The organism is Arthrobacter sp. zg-Y769, assembly GCF_020907405.1.
Lineage (GTDB): Bacteria > Actinomycetota > Actinomycetes > Actinomycetales > Micrococcaceae > Arthrobacter_B.
Genome location: NZ_JAJJOE010000003.1, coordinates 65,362 through 83,196 on the forward strand (window position 1 = coordinate 65,362; position 17,835 = coordinate 83,196).

Below are 17,835 nucleotides of genomic sequence, written 5' to 3' on the forward strand. Positions count from 1 at the left end.
GAACTTTTCGAATCAAAGGAGGCAGCTATGAGCAAGCGTGCACGCAAGCGTCGTGACCGTAAGCGCGGCGGCGCTAACCACGGTAAGCGTCCCAACACCTAAGCAGAGCTTTGGTAGCCGCGTGACCAGTTGGTCAGGCAAAAAGAACCCCCGGAACCAATTGGTGCCGGGGGTTCTTTTTGCGTCTGCGGCCGTTACGCCGCACACCGAATGCTAGTGGTCCGCCGTCTGGATCTGGCTGATGCGCGTGAGGATGCTGGCCTTCAGCGTCTCAGGCGCCGCCTCGGTGCAGGAGCGTTTTACGACCGACCGGATAACGCACTCCAGGTCATGTTCCTGTGCGCACTCGGGACAGCCGTCGAGGTGCTCCTTGATTTCCACGAGGTCCTCATGGGAAAGGGCGCCGTCCAGGTACTCGTACAGCCGTTCGATGCGGGCGTCGTCGCAATCGCCCAGGCTCTGGCAATCGCTCATAGCTCATTCCCCTGTTTCTTGGTTGATGCGCCGGCGGCTTCGGCTGCGGACATTTTGCCCTTGATACCGCGTTCATGTGCGTACTCCGCCAGGAGCTCGCGCAGCATCTTGCGCCCGCGGTGCAACCGCGACATCACGGTGCCGATCGGCGTATTCATGATTTCTGAAATTTCCTTGTACGCGAACCCCTCCACATCGGAGAAGTACACGGCGAGCCGGAACTCCTCCGGAATGGACTGCAGCGCGTCCTTGACATCGGAATCCGGCAGGTGGTCCAGCGCAACCGCCTCCGCGGACCGGAGCCCGGTTGAGCTGTGTTCCGCCGCGCGGGCCAGCTGCCAGTCCTCAACACCGTCGGAGTTGGCCTGCAGGGGCTCCCGCTGCCGCTTCCGATAGAGGTTGATATACGTGTTGGTCAGGATCCGGTACAGCCAGGCCTTGAGGTTGGTCCCCGGCCGGTACTGGTGAAAAGCGGAGAATGCCTTGGTGTAGGCCTCCTGCACCAGGTCCTCGGCGTCGGAGGGATTGCGCGCCATGCGCATGGCCGCTGAGTAGAGCTGGTCCACATACTGCATGGCGTCCTGCTCAAAGCGAAGCTTGCGTGCCTCATCCGTTTCGGTGGCAACATCGAGCTCGAAGTCTTCCACGTGGGGGCTGCCTTCCGGCGCATCAGTTCTCATCACCTCCCAGTCTACGGTGCGGGCGGGAACCCGCACTTGTAGCTTCGGCCCGCGGACATTCCGCGCTGTAATCAGCGTGGCGGCTGGCACGATGCATTTCTCCTGACTGTCGACAAAGCACATCCTGATACCCCTTGCAACGACGCCGCCCTGCGCTCTATTCCCTGACGCGGTGCGGACGGTGTGCGGGCGCCGCAGAATGCCAGACTAAGGTGGAAGCAGCACCACATGTCGTTTTGTACGCGTAACTGATGGATTTCCCAGGAGGCACTTATGTCGATAGTCCGTTTGATTGCCCGCCCGCTGCTCGCCACCGGTTTCGTCGCCGTAGGCGTCGAGCGCCTTCGGAATGCTGACCAGACCGCTGAACAGCTCACCCCCACGCTGAAGAAGATCGGCAGCACCGTTCCTTCCGCCGCAGCATTCACTTCCAACCCCGCCCTCGTAGCCAAGGTTGTCGGCTACACGCAGGTTGGCGCCGCCTCGATGCTCGGCATGGGCAAGTTCGCCCGCCTGGCATCCCTGCTGCTGGCCGGCACCGCCGCCCTGAACTCCGTGGTCGAATACCGCAACGCCGAGGCGTCGACCGCTGCCGAGCGCAAGGAACGGCGCAACCAGCTGCTCAAGAACCTCTCCCTCATCGGCGGCGTCCTGCTCGCCGCAGTCGACACCAACGGCCGCCCGGGCCTGGCCTGGCGTGCCGGCCACCTGGCTTCGGACACGGGCCGCAAGACCCGTGCGGTGTCGAAGTCGGTCTCCAAGGGCACGCGCAAGCAGCTCAAGGCAGTGTCCAACGCCGCTTCGGACATCGTCGGTTCCTAGCAGCAATGAGTGCTCCGAATGCCGGGGTGCCGGCGACTTGGCCGGCACCCTTCGTCACCTCGCCCGTGGACGCAACAGTCACCGTGCCGGGATCGAAGTCACTGACCAACCGATACCTGGTCCTTGCCGCCCTGGCGGACGGCAGGTCACGGCTGCGGGCACCCCTGCATTCGCGGGATTCGGAGCTTATGGTCTCCGCCCTGCGCTCCCTCGGAGCAACCATTACGGAGGTCCCCGGCGACGGCCCCTTCGGGCCGGACCTGCTGATCGACCCGATCCCGGCCGCCGCCCCCGGTGTGCGGAGAGTTGACTGCGGCCTGGCCGGGACGGTGATGCGTTTCGTGCCGCCGCTGGCTGCCCTCGCCGGCGGCACCACCGGATTCGACGGCGATCCGCACGCCCGCAGCCGGCCCATGTCCGCCATGATTGAGGCTCTACGCTCCCTCGGCGTGCAGGTGGACGACGACGGCGCCGGTTCCCTGCCCTTCACCGTCACCGGCTCCGGCCGCGTCGCCGGCGGGCGCCTGGAGATCGACGCCGCTGCCTCCTCGCAGTTCGTCTCGGCCCTGCTGCTTGCCGCTCCGCGCTTCGACGCGGGCCTGCACCTGGTCCACCGCGGCAGCACGCTGCCCAGCCCCGACCACGTCGCCATGACGGTCGCTGTACTGCGCGGCGTCGGAGTGGATGTTGACGACTCCGTCCCCAATGAATGGCGGGTGGCCCCGGGCCCCATTGCCGCCTTTGACACCGCGGTTGAACCGGACCTGTCCAATGCCGGCCCCTTCCTCGCCGCGGCGCTCGTAACAGGCGGGACCGTACGAGTGACCGGCTGGCCCGCCGCCACCACCCAGGTGGGAGACAAGTGGCGGAGCATCCTCCCGGCCCTCGGCGCGGCCGTGGAACTGGCGGACGGCACCCTCACCGTCACCGGAACCGGCCGCATAACCGGCGCCGATCTGGCGGATACCAGCGAACTTGCTCCCACGGTTGCCGCCATTTGCGCCCTGGGGAATTCACCGTCCCGCCTGACCGGGATTGCCCACCTGCGCGGCCACGAGACGGACCGGCTGGCCGCACTGGCCACGGAAATTAACCGGCTCGGCGGAGACGCGGAAGAAACTGCAGACGGCCTGGTCATCCGGCCGGCGGCGCTGCACGGCGGCACCTGGGAAACCTATGCCGACCACCGGATGGCGACTGCCGGTGCCCTGATCGGCCTGGCCGTACCCGGCGTCGTCGTGCGCGATATCTCCACAACAGCCAAGACCCTGCCGCAGTTCCCCGAACTCTGGCAGCAGCTGACCCGAACGGCGGAAGCATGACACGCAGCACCAGCGGCTGGGACGAATCCGATGTCCGGGTCCGCCCGAACAAAAAAGGCTCCCGCCCCCGCACCAAGGACCGCCCGGCCCACGACGACGCCGTCATCGGGCGGATCATCACCGTGGACCGCGGCCGCTATACGGCCGTAGTGGATGAAGACACCGCCAACGAACGCACCGTCATTGCCGCCCGTGCCCGGGAGCTGCGGCGCACCCCGGTGGTGGCCGGGGACCTGGTGGCCCTGGTCGGCGATGTAAGCGGCGCCCCCGACACCCTGGCCCGACTGGTCCGCGTCGAGGAACGCCGGACCCTGCTGCGGCGCAGCGCCGACGACACCGATCCGGTGGAACGCGTGGTCGTGGCCAACGCCGACCAGCTGGTCATCGTGGTGGCCGCCGCCAACCCGGAACCCAGGACCGGTTTCATCGACCGCGCCCTCGTCGCCGCATACGACGCCGGGATCTCCCCCGTCCTGTGCATCACCAAGGCAGACATCAAGGACCCCGCCGAGCTGCTGGCGAACTACGAACACCTGGACATGGACGTCATCATCAGCCGCACTGCGGCAGCTGATGCCTCCGGTATCGATGCCCGCTCCGACGACGGCCTTTCCGCGCGGCTGCAGGGCACCGCCGTCGAAGCCCTGCACGAGGTGCTGAAGGGCAACGTCAGCGTACTGGTGGGGCCCTCGGGCGTCGGCAAGTCCACCCTGGTCAATGCCCTCACGGGCTCGGCGCGCGCCACCGGCGGAGTCAATGCCGTGACCGGGCGCGGCAGGCATACGTCCTCCTCGGCCCTGGCGCTGCGCTTGAGCGATTCACCGGCCGGCAGCTGGATCATCGACACCCCGGGCATCCGCTCCTTCGGCCTGGCCCATGTGGACCCGGACAGGATCCTGCAGGCCTTCCCGGACCTGGAGCCGGGCACCGCCGACTGTGAGCGCGGCTGCCGGCACGATTCCGTGGCTGTTGGCTGCGGCCTGGATCCGTGGGTGGAAGGCGGACATGCCGGCCCTGCAGGCCCCGCGCGGCTGGCGTCGCTGCGGCGGCTGCTGGGCACCGGAACCCGCACGGAGAACAAGTCCTCAGCCAAGGAGCTCGGCGAACAATAGCCCCTTCCTCAGCGCGGGCGTTCCCCGCCGCGTGGATTTCCAGGACACCGCCCGCTAGCGGGCCCAATGACGGGCTGTGCCCGCCGAATAAGGATAAGTTGAACAGTATGCCGTTTGTTCAGAACTACAACGATGACCTGCGCTTGGCCCACGTGATGGCCGATTCCGTGGATGACCAGACCATGTCGCGCTTCCGGGCCCTGGATTTGAAGATCGAAACCAAGCCGGACTTTACGCCCGTAACCGATGCCGACAAGGCCGCCGAAGACGCCATCCGCGGGCAGCTTTCCCGCGCCCGGCCCCGCGACGCCGTACTGGGCGAGGAATTCGGTTCCAGCGGCTCCGGCCCGCGCCGGTGGATCATCGATCCGATCGACGGCACCAAGAACTTCATCCGCGGCGTCCCCGTGTGGGCCACCCTGATCGCCCTGGTCGACGACGGCGTCCCGGTGGTCGGCCTCGTCAGTGCCCCGGCGCTGGGAAAGCGCTGGTGGGCGGCCACCGGCACCGGGGCCTACATGGGCCGGTCCCTGGCCGCGGCCACCCGGCTGCATGTCTCCAACGTGTCCCGGCTGTCCGACGCGTCAATGTCCTATTCCAGCCTTGGCGGGTGGAAGGACCGCGGCAACCTCGAAGAGTTCCTGGACCTGACCGAGTCCGTCTGGCGTACCCGCGCCTACGGCGATTTCTGGTCCTACTGCATGGTCGCCGAGGGGGCCGTGGACATTGCCTGCGAGCCTGAGCTGAACCTTTACGACATGGCCGCCCTCGTTCCGATCGTGACCGAGGCCGGAGGCCGCTTCTCCTCACTCGAGGGCGAAGACGGTCCGTTCGGTGGAAACGCCCTGGCGACCAACGGGACGCTGCACAGCGAAGTGCTGCAGCGCCTGAATCCCGACCTGGACGACCTCCTGTAACTGTGGGCACCTCCGGACCACGGCTTGAGGCACTGCGCCGCCGGCAGCTGGCGGACAGCTACCAGGCGGGCGGGGAACACTACGACCGCATCCGCCCGGGATACCCGGCCGAAGCCGTGCGCTGGCTGTTCGACCGTCCCGGCAGCCCGGAGGTCCCCGCGGTCCGGGATGTGGCCGACGTCGGTGCCGGCACGGGGAAGTACACCCGGGAGCTGCATAACGCCGGGCTGAACGTCCGCGCCGTCGACCCGTCCCGGGACATGCTCGACCAACTGTCCCGGCTGCTGCCTGACGTTCCCGTGAGCGTGGGCACGGCGGAAGAGACGGGTTTTCCCGCATCCTCGCTGGATGCCGTGACCGTGGCCCAGGCCTGGCACTGGTGCGACCCTGCCGCCGCCAGCCGGGAGTTCGCCCGCATCCTGCGGCCGCACGGCGTCGTCGGGCTCATCTGGAACCAGCTCGACGTGGGCGTCCCGTGGGTGCACCGCTATTCACGCATCATCCATGCCGGAGACGTGCTGCGCCCGGGGTTCCGGCCGGAGCTGGGCCCGGAATTCACGCTGGAAGAATCCTCCACCGTGGCCTGGACCCAGCCGATGACGCCCGAAGACCTGTTTGAGCTGGCCCGGTCGCGGGCGTTCTACCTGTCGGCGGGGGACGCCGCACGCCGGAAACTGCACTCGAACCTGTCCTGGTACCTTTACGAGCATCTGGGGCACGCGGCGGGGGACGTCCTGGAGCTGCCGTACCTCACGCTGACCTGGCGGGCAGTACGGGCGGCATGAGTGCCGCGGACGCCGGGCTTCCGGCGGGTTTGTCCTCCTAAGCCCTGGTGCGCCGTCTCCCCCGCCTACATAGAATTGTCGAAGTCCGGCGTCATTGGTGCGGCGTGACTGGTGCAGCGGCATTGGTGCGGCGTCATCGGTGGAGGGAGAAACGCACATGGTCTTCACCTTCGGCATCGAAGAAGAGTTCCTCCTGATGGATGCTTCCACCGGGTTCCCCACCGCAGCCCAGGAACTGACGCGTGCACTGATTTCACCTGACCAGGGCACGTTCACCAGTTCCGCCGAGCTGCTGGATGCACAGGTGGAGAGCTCCACCCGGGTCTGCACCACCCGGGAGGAGGCGCTGGACGCCCTCTTGGGGTTCCGCTCCCGGCTTGCCGGGGCGGCAGCAGCCACAGGCGTACGGGTGGCCGCCACCGGAGCGGCGCCACGGATCGCGGAGGGTCCACCGGTGCTTAATTCCTCGGACCGGTACCGCCGGATGGGGGTCCTGACCGGAGCCGTGGCACACGAACAATACGTCAACGGCACGCATATCCACGTTGGCATTCCCTCCCGCGATACCGGGGTCCGGGTGTTGAACGGGCTCCGCCCCTGGCTGGCCCTGCTGGGTGCCGTGGCCGCAAATTCCCCCTATTGGCGCGGACAGGACAGCAGCTTCGCTAGTTGGCGGATGGTCCATTACCGGCGCTGGTCCGTACAGGGCTGCCCGCCGGTCTTCGCCGATGCGCAGGACTACGCCAGGAGGCTCGAAGGGCTGCTCGCCACCGATGTGGTGCTCGACGCCGGCCACGTGGGCTGGGCGGCCCGGCTCTCCGAGAACTTCCCGACGGTGGAGGTACGGATTGCGGATGCCCAGCTCCAGGCCGGGGACTCCCTGCTGCTGGCGGCCCTGGTGCGGTCGCTGGTTCAGACGCTCGCGTCCGACGGAGCCGCCGTTCCGGCTGTCGTCCCGGATCCGGAACTGCTCGACGTCGGCCTGTGGCAGGCTGCCCGCTTCGGCATGGGCGGAAACCTGCTGTCACATCCCGGCGGCAGCGTACCCGCGGCCGAACATCTGGACGCACTGCTGGAGTACGTTGCACCGGCTCTGGAGGATGCCGGAGACAGCGATTTCGTGACTGCCGGCCTCGCCCGTGTCCTGGGTACCGGCACCGGCGCCGAACGGCAGCGCGCCGCCGTCCGGTCCGGTGGTTATCCGGGGCTCGCGGACCTGTACACCCGCAGCCTGACTGCCGAATAGCCCGGCTCAACCGCCCTGGTAGGTGGAAATATCCAGGATCCGCGCTTCCCAGGGCCGCAGCAGGTGCCGGTCTCCGGCGTCGGAATAATTGCCCAGCACCAGCGTTCCCGTTTCCAGATTGGACGGCACTCCCAGTTCCTCGTCGGACACGTTGCCAAGGACCAGCAGCGCCCGGTCCCCGCGGGTGCGTCGAAAGGCAAACAGTGCCGGATGGGCAGGGTCCAGCAGGTGGAAATCCCCGAGTGACACCAGGTCCGACTCGTGCCGGAGCCGGACCAGCTCCCGGTAGTAGCGGAAGACGGACTGCTCCGCGGCACGGTCCGCTTCCACGTTGACGCTGCGGTAGCCCGCTGCCACCGGGATCCACGGGGTTGCTTCGGAGAACCCGGCATGCAGTCCGCCGGTCCACTGCATGGGGGTACGCGCGTTGTCCCGGCTCATCCGGCGCAGCGCTTCCATCACCTGTTCGCGGTCCATCCCCCGTTCAAGCGCCTCCGCGTAGTAGTTCAGCGATTCCACGTCCCGGTACTGGCCGATCGAGGTAAAGCCGGCGTTCGTCATCCCGATCTCCTCGCCCTGGTAGATGTAGGGGGTACCCCGCTGCAGGTGCAGCAGCGTGGCCCACATAGTGGCTGATTCATACCGGTACTGTGTGTCATTGCCGAAGCGGGACACGACGCGGGGCTGGTCATGGTTGTTCAGGTAAAGGCTGTTCCAGCCGGTTTCCGCCAGTCCGCGCTGCCAGCGGTTCCAGCTGGTCTTCAAGTCCGGCAGGGCCAACGGCCGGTAGTCGAATTTACCGGCGCCCTGGTCCAGGCTGACGTGCTCGAACTGGAACACCATGTCCAGTTCACGCCGCCGCGGGTCGGTGAACAGCAGTGCCTGGTCAACTGTGGCCCCCGGCGTCTCCCCCACCGTCAGGTACTGCCCGCTGCGGCCGTCGAAGACCTCGCGGTGCATCTCCTGCAGGAACTCGTGGATACGCGGTCCGGACACGAAGTAGGGCGATCCGTCGCCCCAGATTCCCCCTGGTTCCACCACGCCGTCCGGAAGCGCCGGATCCTTCGAGATGAAGTTGATGACGTCCATCCGGAAGCCGTCCACGCCCCGGTCCAGCCACCAGTTCATCATGGCGTACACCTTGGCCCGCACCCGCGGGGTCTCCCAGTTCAGGTCCGGCTGCTGCGGAGTGAACAGGTGCAGGTAGTACTGCCGGGTGCGCGGCTCGAAGGTCCAGGCGGATCCGCCGAAGAAGGACCGCCAGTTGTTCGGCTCGGCACCGGGTTCCCCGGGTTCAAACCCGGGCCGGGCGTCCCGCCACCAGTACCTGTCCCGCTTCGGGGATGTCCGCGACGCCTTGGAGGACTGGAAGCCCGGGTATTCGCTGGAGGTGTGGTTGACCACCAGGTCCATGATCAGCCGGATACCGCGTTTGTGCAGGCCGGCCAGGAGCTGGTCGAACTGTTCCTCCGTTCCGAACATTTCATCGATACGGCGGTAGTCGCTGATGTCATAACCGTTGTCGAACTGGGGTGACTGCTGGATGGGGGAAAGCCACACCACGTCCACACCCAGATCGGCCAGATAATCCAAGTGGTCGATGATGCCCCCAAGGTCGCCGATACCGTCACCGGTGGTGTCGGCAAAGCTCCGGGGATAGATCTGGTAGACGACGGCGTTGGTCCACCAGGCGGGACTGCTGGGAGGTGCCATGGACACCCGTCCTTTCACCGTGTCCATGCATAGTACGTCCGGGCCTGCGGCCCGCACAGGGCTGCGGGGAGTTACCGTGCAGGCTCTGCCCGGGACAGCCGTTTTCCTTGTACGTGCCCCGACGCGGCACTAACGTTGGCGCTGCCGGATAGGTCCCGTATGCGGATCTGACCCGAACTCTAACGTTTGGAGTAACTGCCATGGCAACACTGACCGTTTGGAAATTCTCGGATGCGGAGGCTGCGGAACGCGCCACGCAAACACTGGCCAGCCTCCAGTCCCAGGGCCTCATCACTGTCCAGGACGAGGCCATCGTGACCTGGCCCGAAGGGCGGAAAAAGCCCAAGACCATTCAGGAACACAACATGGTGGGGGCCGGCGCCCTGGGCGGCGGCTTCTGGGGACTGCTCTTTGGCCTCATTTTCTTTGTTCCGCTGATTGGCGCAGCGGTGGGTGCGGCCATCGGTGCCATGTCCGGTTCCATGGTGGACGTCGGTATCAATGACGATTTCATCGCGCAGGTGCGCCGGGAGGTCACCCCCGGCAGCTCGGCCCTGTTTGTCCTGTCCTCCAACGCGGTCGAGGACCGGGTAGCGGAGGCCTTCAAGGACTACTCCGGAGCGAAGCTGATCTACACGAACCTCTCGAAGGACCAGGAAGCCAACCTGCGGGAGGCTTTCTTCGAGTCCACGCCCGCCTAGGGCGATTATCACTAGTGCTCGACGGCGGGGCGGCGTCCGGGAGGCAGCCGCCCCGCTGAAGTGCTGCCAGGGACGGTTCACCGCGTATCGTTTAACCGATGACTACTCGACGCCAGGCCGCCCAGATCCTAGATATTCCGCTCGAAATGGCCACCCGCCACGGCATCCCCGCGCATGTGGACGACGCCGAGCTGGCACGCCTGCAGTCCGATCCGCCCGGATGGCTTGTCCAGTCCAGGGCCAACCGCACCGGTAAACGGCCGGTGTGGGTGCAGTTGACCTGCACCGTCTGCGGCTACACGGAATCTGCCCGGCCCAAAAAGTGGTGGCCTGGCTTTACGTTCATTGCGTGTGAGGACCACCGTGTCCGGGAACTGCCCGAGCTGCCCGCAGGAGCCGTACGCACGGAGTACCCCGGAGTGGGCTCCCGCTTCATCGGGGTAGTGGACGCCGCGGAGGACGCGCCTGGCGCCTGACAGCCAACCGCTGCCCGCCGGATGGTTCCGGCGGGCGCAGCGGCTGCTAGCGTGCGGCGGTCAGGCCGGTGCGGGCCATCGCGTCGGTGTAGGCGGCGCGCATGTCGTCCAATGCCTCCTGCTGCCGTTCGGCGGTTGCACCGAAGGAGCGGCCGGAAAGCGAGCGGGCCTTGTAGACCTTGATGCTGCGGCGGTAAATCATGCGGTTCTCGGTCTTGAGGAACAATGCGGCCAGACGCTGCGCCTCGGTGCCGTGGGCAACGATGACGGATGCACGGGGAACCAGGGCCAGGAAACGCAGCAGCGGCCGCAGTCCCTCCTGGACCTGTTCCTTGGTCAGCTTGCCGTTCGGTTCGCCCGGGACGTGCCAGGGATAGGCGTTCCACGGCATCACGAACTCGGGCCGCAACCCGGCCTGCCAATGCACGCCCAGAAGCCGTGCCACGGCCTCGTTGTCGCCGGCCGTAATAAAACCTGATTCATGGGCAGTGCCGATGTTGGAGAACAGGCTGATGATCCGGCACTCCCCGATATCGTGCATGGGATCGATGTAGGGCACCTGGCTTCCCGGCTTCATTTCAGCCAAGGCGTCGCAAAGCTGGTTCACCTCGGCGACATTGGGGTCATAGCGTCGGTTCCAAAGGTCGTCATGCTGGGATTCGAGTGCCGGGCTTTGCATAAAGTGGTGCGTCTCCTACGAGGTCTTGCGACCGGTTATATCGCCCGCTCCGGGTCCTGCCGGCGCGGGTACTGCCTAAGACAAAGTTTACCAACGCACCTTGCCCGGGCGGGCGGGAATGCGCCCCGTGACGAGGGAAACCTCGCCGGTGTGAGAAACAACTCCCCTGGTGTCGGTGGCTTAAACGGCCAAAGCGGGGAGCGCCCGTAGGCACTCCCCGCTTTGGCTGGAGATCCTCAGTGGAGATGGGGGGAATCGAACCCCCGTCCGATGTCGCTTTGTCAGGGCTTCTCCGGGCGCAGTCTGCAGCGGATTTTCTCGGTCCCAGCCATCACGCAGACAAGTGGCTGATCCGGACCCAGCCGTCTAAAAGTCCCGAACACCCCAACGGCGAAGGTGTTCAGCAGTGGCCCTCTAAATGACGCCAGGCACCGGGGCGAGAGCATCCCCGGGCTGACGGACTATGCCTTACTGCTTAGGCAGCAAGGGCGAAGTCAGTGCGCTTTGATTCGGCACTTATTGGTTTACAGAGATCGTTAACGAGATAACCCTGTATCCTCGGCCCGCTTCCCCTGTCTCAACAAAACATCGTCGAAACCGGTCATCCCCTTATTGAGTTACCAATCCGGCCGAAGCCGGAACACCTATTGTAGCGCATGCTCCGGGCGGGCCTCAGAACCGGATGCCCAAGACCACAACAGGGGAACCCCAGATAACCAGCAGGATCCACGAGACAAGGACAAAGAGGACCGAGAGGATGCTCAGCGCGGTCATGCCGGGTGCCTTGCTTCGGAAGGCCCAGGCAAACAAGGCGATGTTCGCCAGGACCAGCACCGGCGCGAGCCACACCAGCACCTGTGCCAGGTACAGGTAGTAGGCGGCGAAAAACGGAACCACCACCAGGATGACCACCGGCACCACTGCCAGGACAATCAACAGGTCGACTACCGTGACAATCCATGTCCATGCGGGCTTGCGGGCGGAGGCTTCCTCGGCCGCTTCGGCCTGCGGTTCCCAGAACGTTCCGCTCATGCGCCCCGGTTCTTCTCCCGCATCGCGCGAAGTGCCTCACGGTTGTCCTGCTTCTCCCGAAGCGTGTTGCGCTTGTCGTACTCCCGCTTACCGCGGGCGACGGCGATCTCCACCTTGGCGCGTCCGTCCAGGAAGTACAGCTGCAGCGGCACGATGGTAAAACCCGATTCGCTGGTCTTTCGCATAATCTTTTCAAGCTGTTCACGGTGCAGCAGCAGCTTGCGCCGGCGGCGGGCCGAGTGGTTGGTCCAGCTGCCGTTGAGGTACTCCGGAATATAGGCGGCTTCGAGCCAGAGCTCGTTGTTGTAGAACGTGGCGAACCCGTCAACCAACGAGGCCCTGCCCTCACGCAGCGACTTCACCTCGGTCCCCATCAAAACCATGCCGGCCTCGTAGGTATCGAGGATTTCGTAGTCGTGCCGGGCCTTACGATTGGTGGCCACTACCTTACGGCCACTTTCCTTAGGCACGGGGCAACTCCTTAGTAGGTTTTAGCGAAAGCTCTATTGTAGGCCTAGAGAAGGCCCATCGGGTCCACGAGGTTGCCGTTCAGCACGGTCTCGAAGTGCAGGTGGCAACCCTGGGAGTTGCCGGTGCTCCCCACGTAGCCGATCAGCTGGCCCTGGTTGACCCACTGGTCGACGGACACAGCAAACCCGCTGAGGTGGTAGTAGTTGGTGGCCAGGGCGTTGCCCTTCACCACGCCGTGGTTGAGGACAATCCGGTTGCCGGTGCCGACCATTTCGCCGCCGCCCTGGTCCGCCCGCCACACATGGCCGCCCGCCGGGGCATAGACCGGCGTGCCGCAGGAGGGGGCAAAGTCGATGCCGGAGTGCAGGTAGCCGCCGTTGCCAAAGAAATCAATTGTCCCCGCCGGGGTGGCCCGCCAGCCGAAGCCGGAGGAAACAGGGGCACCGATCACCGGGTTGCGAAGTCCGAAGGAGGACGGGCTGCCGGGCTGCGGAATGTTCTGGGCCGGGGGGGCAGGCCGGTTATTCCGTGCCGCTTCTTCGGCCGCCGCGCGGTTGGCAGCATCAATGCGGGCCTGTTCGCGTTTCCTGTATTCCTCGAGCTGGATCCGCTGCCGCTCGGCGATGTCCGCCGTGACCTGCGCACTTTCCTTTTCCAGGCTGGCCATCTGGGACTGGAGCTTCGGCTTCTGTGCCTCGAGTTCCTGGTTCATCGCCGCGGTCTGGGCAACCAGGTCATCCACTTTCTGCTTCTCCGCGGCTGCCGCGTCACGCGCGGACTGCTCTGCCTTGAGCGCTTCTTCCGCCTGGGTTTTGAGCTTGCTGATCTCGTCAGCCACGGCTGAGAGCCGTGCTTCGGAGTTCACGTTGTTGGCGTTCTGCTGGGACAGCTTTTCCACGGCGGCGTTCTGGCCTTTCAGGGCCTGTTCCGCCATGCCCAGTGAATCGGTGAGGCTGTCGGCACCCTTGGCGCCGAACATCAGCGACAAAGTGGAGGGAACGCCGCCGTTTTTGTAGGCCTGGGATGCTATCTGCCCGATCGCCTTTTCAGTGGCCGCGATGTCCTCGCGGTCCTTCTCGATCTGTGCCGTAATGGTCTTGTGGGTGTCCTGGGCGAGGGCGACGCGCTCATTCAGTGCGCTTACCTTGCCGGCGGCGCTGGCGACCCGCCCTTCGGCGTCGGCGAGCTGCTGCTGGGCGGAAGGAAGCTGGGCCTTATAGATGTTGAGCTTGGCCACCGTCTCGGCTATGTCTTCTCCGAGGTACTCATAGTCCTGCTGGACCTTCGCCTTTTCGGCTTCGATTGCGGCCTGGCGGTCCTCGAGGTCACCGGCACTGGCCGTGCTGCTGAACGCGACGGAGAACGTCAGGGTCAGGAGGGCGACAACCGCAGTCAGGGCCCGGGACGCAGGCGCGCGACCGAACCGTTTAGGCACTGCATTATCCATTGTCGAGACTCTCCATGATCTTCCGCATTCTCTTCCCAGTGTTCCTGACTCTAGACCTTCAAGTACCGGCGGAGCGTCAACAGCGAGGATACTCCCGCCAGCAGCGCTCCGAGAACAAGTAGAACGGGGGTCAGGAGCAGGACCTGTTCCGAGGAAATAAAGGCCGTGGTGGGGTATTGCCGGGCCAGGTTGCCGATAAAGAAGTGCGCGGTGCTCCACAGCGCCGCTGACGCCAGGACCGCGCCGATGACGGCGGCGATGACGCCTTCCAGCACGAACGGCAGCTGGATGACGGCCTTGGACGCGCCGACCAGGCGCATGATCCCCGTTTCGCGCCGCCGGCTGAACGCGGAAAGCCGAATGGTGGTGGCAATCAGCAGGATGGCGCAGATGAGCATAACGCCGGCAATGGACAGCGCTGCAACGGAGGCAAGGTTCAGGTAGGTAAACATCTTTTCGAACAGTTCACGCTGGTCGCTGACCGATTCGACCCCCGGCTTGGAGGAGAAGGCCTCGTTGATGACCTCGTACTTTTCCGGATCCACCAGGCTCACCCGGAAGGACTCCGGCAGCATATCGGCGGTGATGCTGTCGACAATGGGAGAGTTGGCGAACTGCTCCCGGAAGTGGGTCAGCGCGGTCTCCTGGTCTTCATACTCGACCGTCTCCACGTAGCGGTCCGCCTGCAGGTCCGCCTCGATGGCCTCCCGCTGTTCGTCGGTAACGGCGCCGGAGGCGCAGGATGCGGACGTGTCGTTCTCGGTGCACAGGTAGACGGCAACCTGCACGCGGTCGTACCAGTAGCCCTTCATCTGGCCGATCTGCAGCTGCAGCAGCCCGGCAGCTCCAACGAAGGTCAGCGACACGAAGGTCACCAGGATCACGGAGATCACCATCGACAGGTTCCGGCGCAGGCCGGAGCCGATCTCGCCCAGGATAAATGCGAGCCTCATTCAGCTACCCCGCTCTCCCGGCGGACGGGCGCATCCGGCAGGTCCGGCACCTTGTCCGTTTCCCGTTCCGGCCCGGGTTCGCCAAGGTAGATGCCTTCGTGCTCGTCACGGATGATCTTGCCGTTGCGCAGTTCCACCACGCGCTTGCGCATCGCGTTGACGATGTCGTCGTCGTGCGTCGCCATCACCACCGTGGTGCCGTTCTGGTTGATCCGGTCCAGCACCTTCATGATGCCCAGCGACGTGGTGGGGTCGAGGTTTCCGGTGGGCTCGTCGGCGAGCAGGATGCCCGGCTTGTTGACAATGGCACGGGCGATTGCGACGCGCTGCTGCTCACCGCCGGAGAGTTCGTGCGGCAGTCGGTTGTCCTTGCCCTCCAGGCCGACCGTCTTGAGGACTTCCGGTACGGAATCACGGATAACGGCACGGCTGCGGCCAATCACCTGCATGGCAAAGGCAACATTCGCGAAAACTGTCTTGTTGGGCAGGAGGCGGAAATCCTGGAAAACGACGCCGATCCCCCGGCGCAGCCTCGGCACCCGCCAGCTCGGGATCTTGGCCACGTTGGCGCCGGCCACATAGACCGTTCCCCTGGTGGCGTGCTCCTCTTTCATGATCAGCCGGATAAACGTCGACTTACCGGAGCCGGAAGCGCCCACGAGAAAAACGAACTCGCCGCGGTCCACGTCGAGGCTGACCGAGTTGAGCGCGGGCCGGGATTTCCGGTCATAGAGCTTGGTGACATTGTCGAAAGTGATCATCACTACTTAGTGCCCATGAAGCGGCCGGAGACACGGGCCTTGGTTCGGGGTATGGGCACCGGCTTCTCGACTATAGCCAGCTTCCGCCGCAGTGAGCCACAACCTAACAGCGCGTGTCGCACTGCACACTGTCGAGAGCCCGCAGAAACCGGTCCCCCGCCCGGCCGCTGCGGGCATGGCAGCCGTTCCCGGCCGCAGCCGGCTACTTGCGGGCCGAGACGCTGCCGTGTGCACGCCAGCGGATGCCGGCGTCGATGAAGTCGTCGATCTCGCCGTCGAACACCGCCGAGGTGTTGCCTACCTCATGCTCCGTGCGGAGGTCCTTGACCATCTGGTACGGGTTGAGCACGTAGGAGCGCATCTGGTCACCCCAGGAAGCCTTGACGTCGCCGGCGAAAGCCTTCTTCTCGGCGTCCTCCTGCTCCTTCTTCAGCAGCAGGAGCCGGGACTGCAGCACGCGCATGGCCGCGGCACGGTTCTGCAGCTGCGACTTTTCGTTCTGCATGGAGACCACCGTGCCCGTGGGAAGGTGCGTGAGCCGGACGGCGGAGTCGGTGGTGTTCACGGACTGGCCGCCGGGACCGGAGGACCGGAAGACGTCGACACGGATTTCGTTGTCCGGGATCTCGATGTGGTCGGTGGGCGCGATCAGCGGAATGACCTCGACGGCGGCAAAGGAGGTCTGGCGCCGGCCCTGGTTATCGAACGGACTGATCCGGACCAGGCGGTGTGTGCCGGCCTCAACCACCAGGGTGCCGTAGGCATAGGGTGCCTTCACTTCGAAGGTGGCGGATTTCAGGCCGGCCTCTTCGGCGTAGGACGTATCCAGGACGGTGGTGGGGTATCCGTGGCGTTCGGCCCAGCGCAGGTACATGCGCAGCAGCATTTCGGCGAAGTCGGCGGCGTCCACTCCCCCGGCGCCGGAACGGATGGTCACCACGGCTTCGCGCTGGTCGTATTCACCGGAAAGCAGAGTGACAACTTCCAGCTGGGACAGGGACCTGCGGAGGGATTCCAGCTCCGTTACGGCCTCTGCCTTGGAATCGGCGTCGGCTTCGTCCTGGGCCAGTTCCACCAGGACCTCGAGGTCATCGATGCGGGATTCGATGGTCTGAAGGCGTTCCAGCTCCGACTGGCGGTGCGAGAGCTTGGAGGTGATCTTCTGCGCTTCGGAGGGGTCGTCCCAGAGGTCGGGGACGCCGGCCATCTCGCTCAGCTCTTCGATGTCCTCTTTGATCTTTGCCACGTCCGAAACCTCTTCAATGGAGGCGAAGGTGGAGCGGAGGGCGCGGATTTCTGCGGGAAAATCTATTTCTGCCATGGTGCTTACAGCCTACGCCATGTCCCCGCGCCGCCGCCCGCCGCCCGCCGCCGCCGCCGTCGTCGTCGTTGTGCCGGAGTATGGAGACTGCGGGACGCGCCGGGCGGGTTCGGGCCGGGGTGTCGGTGGGCAGCGCTAGATTAAAGGGACGGATACGGAAATGTACGCCCTTTCGAAGGAGCCTGTCTTGACCCATCCCGAGCGCGGACGCATGTACACCCTGGACGAACTCAACGACCTCGCCGAGCAGGGCGATCCCTGGGCCCTGGGCAAAGTGGACGAGTGGGAGCAGCATTTCTCCAACGAGTACGTGGGCAACATGAAGGACAGGTGCCCCGACGGCGACTGCGAACAGTTCGGTGAGCCGGTGACCATTTGCTACGGCGAGGACGGCCGGATCCTGGACGTGGACCACGGCGGCTGGGGCCATGGTCCGGTGCGCGAGGCCCAGGAGCAGCGGAAGGCTTCGTAGCAGCCGGCGCGCGGCGGCTGCCTTACTGCAGCAGCCTCGCCCGGGCTTCACTGACCGCGGTGATCGGAATTCCGTCCGGCACCAGGAAATTCACGATCGGCGGATGAACCCGCGCTGTCAGCACCACACGTGCCGTCCGGCCGTCCGCCGTGCCGGTCTCCGCCGCCACGGCCAGGTCCGCGAACCGCCCCTCGGCCCCCGTTTCAGCGAGATAACCGTGTGCCGCGCTCCGCACGGCGTCGGCGCCCAGGACAGCCGACGGCCCGTCTCCGGCAGCCGCCTCCCCCAGCAAGAACGTGTCGGCCGCGGCCACGGCCGCACCGTCGGCTGCCGAGAGCAGCTTCTTCTGCCCGAGATAGACGGACGACGCCGCCATCACCACGGTGACGGTCAGCAGCGTCAGCACGGCGTATCCGATAATGAGCACCCCCACCTGTCCCCGTTCCCGATC

The 17,835-nt window shown here is 65.5% G+C and carries 22 protein-coding genes and 1 other RNA gene; 11 read left to right on the forward strand and 12 right to left on the reverse strand.

Annotation, left to right across the window (positions count from 1 at the left end; translation table 11 throughout):
* The first annotated feature begins 27 nt into the window (after positions 1 to 27).
* On the forward strand, positions 28 to 102 hold the full coding sequence (locus tag LOC60_RS16370; protein WP_369299106.1) for a 50S ribosomal protein bL37: 75 nt from the start codon (positions 28 to 30) through the stop codon (positions 100 to 102).
* 111 nt (positions 103 to 213) lie between these two features.
* Here the strand turns inward: LOC60_RS16370 and rsrA are convergent, their stop codons facing one another.
* Positions 214 to 474: a mycothiol system anti-sigma-R factor gene (rsrA, locus tag LOC60_RS00650; RefSeq protein WP_227918317.1), complete on the reverse strand. Its 261-nt coding sequence runs from the start codon at positions 472 to 474 to the stop codon at positions 214 to 216.
* The gene (locus tag LOC60_RS00655; RefSeq protein WP_230020769.1) at positions 471 to 1,154 is read right to left on the reverse strand and encodes a sigma-70 family RNA polymerase sigma factor; all 684 of its coding nucleotides are present in this window, start codon (positions 1,152 to 1,154) and stop codon (positions 471 to 473) included. The genes rsrA and LOC60_RS00655 overlap by 4 nt, the downstream gene beginning before the upstream one ends.
* 273 nt (positions 1,155 to 1,427) lie before the next feature.
* On the opposite strand from LOC60_RS00655, the gene LOC60_RS00660 reads away from it, so the two are divergent.
* The 6 genes from LOC60_RS00660 to LOC60_RS00685 all read left to right on the forward strand — a co-directional run bounded on the left by LOC60_RS00660 (position 1,428) and on the right by LOC60_RS00685 (position 7,358).
* A complete protein-coding gene (locus LOC60_RS00660; protein ID WP_230020770.1) occupies positions 1,428 to 1,976 on the forward strand; it encodes a DoxX family protein in 549 nt (182 codons plus the stop codon).
* A gap of 5 nt (positions 1,977 to 1,981) precedes the next feature.
* Positions 1,982 to 3,298 (forward strand): 3-phosphoshikimate 1-carboxyvinyltransferase, encoded by a 1,317-nt coding sequence (gene aroA, locus LOC60_RS00665; protein ID WP_230020771.1) that lies wholly within the window; start codon positions 1,982 to 1,984, stop codon positions 3,296 to 3,298.
* The gene (gene rsgA, locus LOC60_RS00670; RefSeq protein WP_230020772.1) at positions 3,295 to 4,410 is read left to right on the forward strand and encodes a ribosome small subunit-dependent GTPase A; all 1,116 of its coding nucleotides are present in this window, start codon (positions 3,295 to 3,297) and stop codon (positions 4,408 to 4,410) included. Before aroA ends, rsgA begins: the two co-directional genes overlap by 4 nt.
* Before the next feature lie 107 nt (positions 4,411 to 4,517).
* A complete protein-coding gene (gene hisN, locus LOC60_RS00675; RefSeq protein WP_230020775.1) occupies positions 4,518 to 5,327 on the forward strand; it encodes a histidinol-phosphatase in 810 nt (269 codons plus the stop codon).
* Between the two features lie 2 nt (positions 5,328 to 5,329).
* Positions 5,330 to 6,112 carry a class I SAM-dependent methyltransferase gene (locus tag LOC60_RS00680; RefSeq protein ID WP_230020776.1) on the forward strand — a complete coding sequence of 261 codons (783 nt, stop codon included), beginning with the start codon at positions 5,330 to 5,332 and terminating at the stop codon, positions 6,110 to 6,112.
* 157 nt (positions 6,113 to 6,269) lie between these two features.
* Entirely contained in the window at positions 6,270 to 7,358 is a 1,089-nt protein-coding gene (locus LOC60_RS00685; RefSeq protein ID WP_230020777.1) for a carboxylate-amine ligase, read from the forward strand.
* A 6-nt stretch (positions 7,359 to 7,364) separates the two neighbouring features.
* Here LOC60_RS00685 and LOC60_RS00690 read toward each other — a convergent pair whose 3' ends face one another.
* Positions 7,365 to 9,071, reverse strand: coding sequence for a glycoside hydrolase family 13 protein (locus LOC60_RS00690; protein ID WP_230020779.1), 1,707 nt, complete (start codon positions 9,069 to 9,071; stop codon positions 7,365 to 7,367).
* 200 nt (positions 9,072 to 9,271) lie between these two features.
* On the opposite strand from LOC60_RS00690, the gene LOC60_RS00695 reads away from it, so the two are divergent.
* A complete protein-coding gene (locus tag LOC60_RS00695) occupies positions 9,272 to 9,772 on the forward strand; it encodes a DUF1269 domain-containing protein (protein ID WP_230020781.1) in 501 nt (166 codons plus the stop codon).
* 98 nt (positions 9,773 to 9,870) lie between these two features.
* On the forward strand, positions 9,871 to 10,248 hold the full coding sequence (locus tag LOC60_RS00700; protein WP_230020783.1) for a hypothetical protein: 378 nt from the start codon (positions 9,871 to 9,873) through the stop codon (positions 10,246 to 10,248).
* 46 nt (positions 10,249 to 10,294) lie between these two features.
* Here the strand turns inward: LOC60_RS00700 and LOC60_RS00705 are convergent, their stop codons facing one another.
* From LOC60_RS00705 to prfB, 8 genes are all read right to left on the reverse strand, one after another.
* Positions 10,295 to 10,927 (reverse strand): uracil-DNA glycosylase, encoded by a 633-nt coding sequence (locus LOC60_RS00705; protein ID WP_230020784.1) that lies wholly within the window; start codon positions 10,925 to 10,927, stop codon positions 10,295 to 10,297.
* Between the two features lie 237 nt (positions 10,928 to 11,164).
* Positions 11,165 to 11,536, reverse strand: a transfer-messenger RNA (tmRNA) gene (gene ssrA, locus LOC60_RS00710).
* A gap of 63 nt (positions 11,537 to 11,599) precedes the next feature.
* Complete coding sequence (locus LOC60_RS00715) at positions 11,600 to 11,959, reverse strand: hypothetical protein (protein ID WP_230020785.1); 360 nt, start codon at positions 11,957 to 11,959, stop codon at positions 11,600 to 11,602.
* Entirely contained in the window at positions 11,956 to 12,429 is a 474-nt protein-coding gene (gene smpB, locus LOC60_RS00720) for an SsrA-binding protein SmpB (RefSeq protein ID WP_230020787.1), read from the reverse strand. The genes LOC60_RS00715 and smpB overlap by 4 nt, the downstream gene beginning before the upstream one ends.
* Before the next feature lie 44 nt (positions 12,430 to 12,473).
* On the reverse strand, positions 12,474 to 13,865 hold the full coding sequence (locus tag LOC60_RS00725) for a peptidoglycan DD-metalloendopeptidase family protein (RefSeq protein ID WP_230020788.1): 1,392 nt from the start codon (positions 13,863 to 13,865) through the stop codon (positions 12,474 to 12,476).
* 62 nt (positions 13,866 to 13,927) lie between these two features.
* A complete protein-coding gene (gene ftsX, locus LOC60_RS00730) occupies positions 13,928 to 14,830 on the reverse strand; it encodes a permease-like cell division protein FtsX (protein ID WP_230020789.1) in 903 nt (300 codons plus the stop codon).
* Positions 14,827 to 15,591, reverse strand: a complete 765-nt coding sequence (ftsE, locus tag LOC60_RS00735) for a cell division ATP-binding protein FtsE (protein ID WP_230020792.1) — start codon at positions 15,589 to 15,591, stop codon at positions 14,827 to 14,829. Before ftsE ends, ftsX begins: the two co-directional genes overlap by 4 nt.
* Before the next feature lie 202 nt (positions 15,592 to 15,793).
* The gene (gene prfB / locus LOC60_RS00740) at positions 15,794 to 16,912 is read right to left on the reverse strand and encodes a peptide chain release factor 2 (RefSeq protein WP_230020793.1); all 1,119 of its coding nucleotides are present in this window, start codon (positions 16,910 to 16,912) and stop codon (positions 15,794 to 15,796) included.
* On the opposite strand from prfB, the gene LOC60_RS00745 reads away from it, so the two are divergent.
* Both LOC60_RS00745 and LOC60_RS00750 read left to right on the forward strand, forming a co-directional pair.
* On the forward strand, positions 16,911 to 17,051 hold the full coding sequence (locus tag LOC60_RS00745) for a hypothetical protein (protein WP_230020795.1): 141 nt from the start codon (positions 16,911 to 16,913) through the stop codon (positions 17,049 to 17,051). The genes prfB and LOC60_RS00745 overlap by 2 nt on opposite strands.
* 48 nt (positions 17,052 to 17,099) lie before the next feature.
* Entirely contained in the window at positions 17,100 to 17,384 is a 285-nt protein-coding gene (locus LOC60_RS00750) for a hypothetical protein (protein ID WP_230020797.1), read from the forward strand.
* A gap of 22 nt (positions 17,385 to 17,406) precedes the next feature.
* Here the strand turns inward: LOC60_RS00750 and LOC60_RS00755 are convergent, their stop codons facing one another.
* The gene (locus tag LOC60_RS00755) at positions 17,407 to 17,811 is read right to left on the reverse strand and encodes a pilus assembly protein TadG-related protein (protein WP_331460756.1); all 405 of its coding nucleotides are present in this window, start codon (positions 17,809 to 17,811) and stop codon (positions 17,407 to 17,409) included.
* Positions 17,812 to 17,835 lie beyond the last annotated feature (24 nt).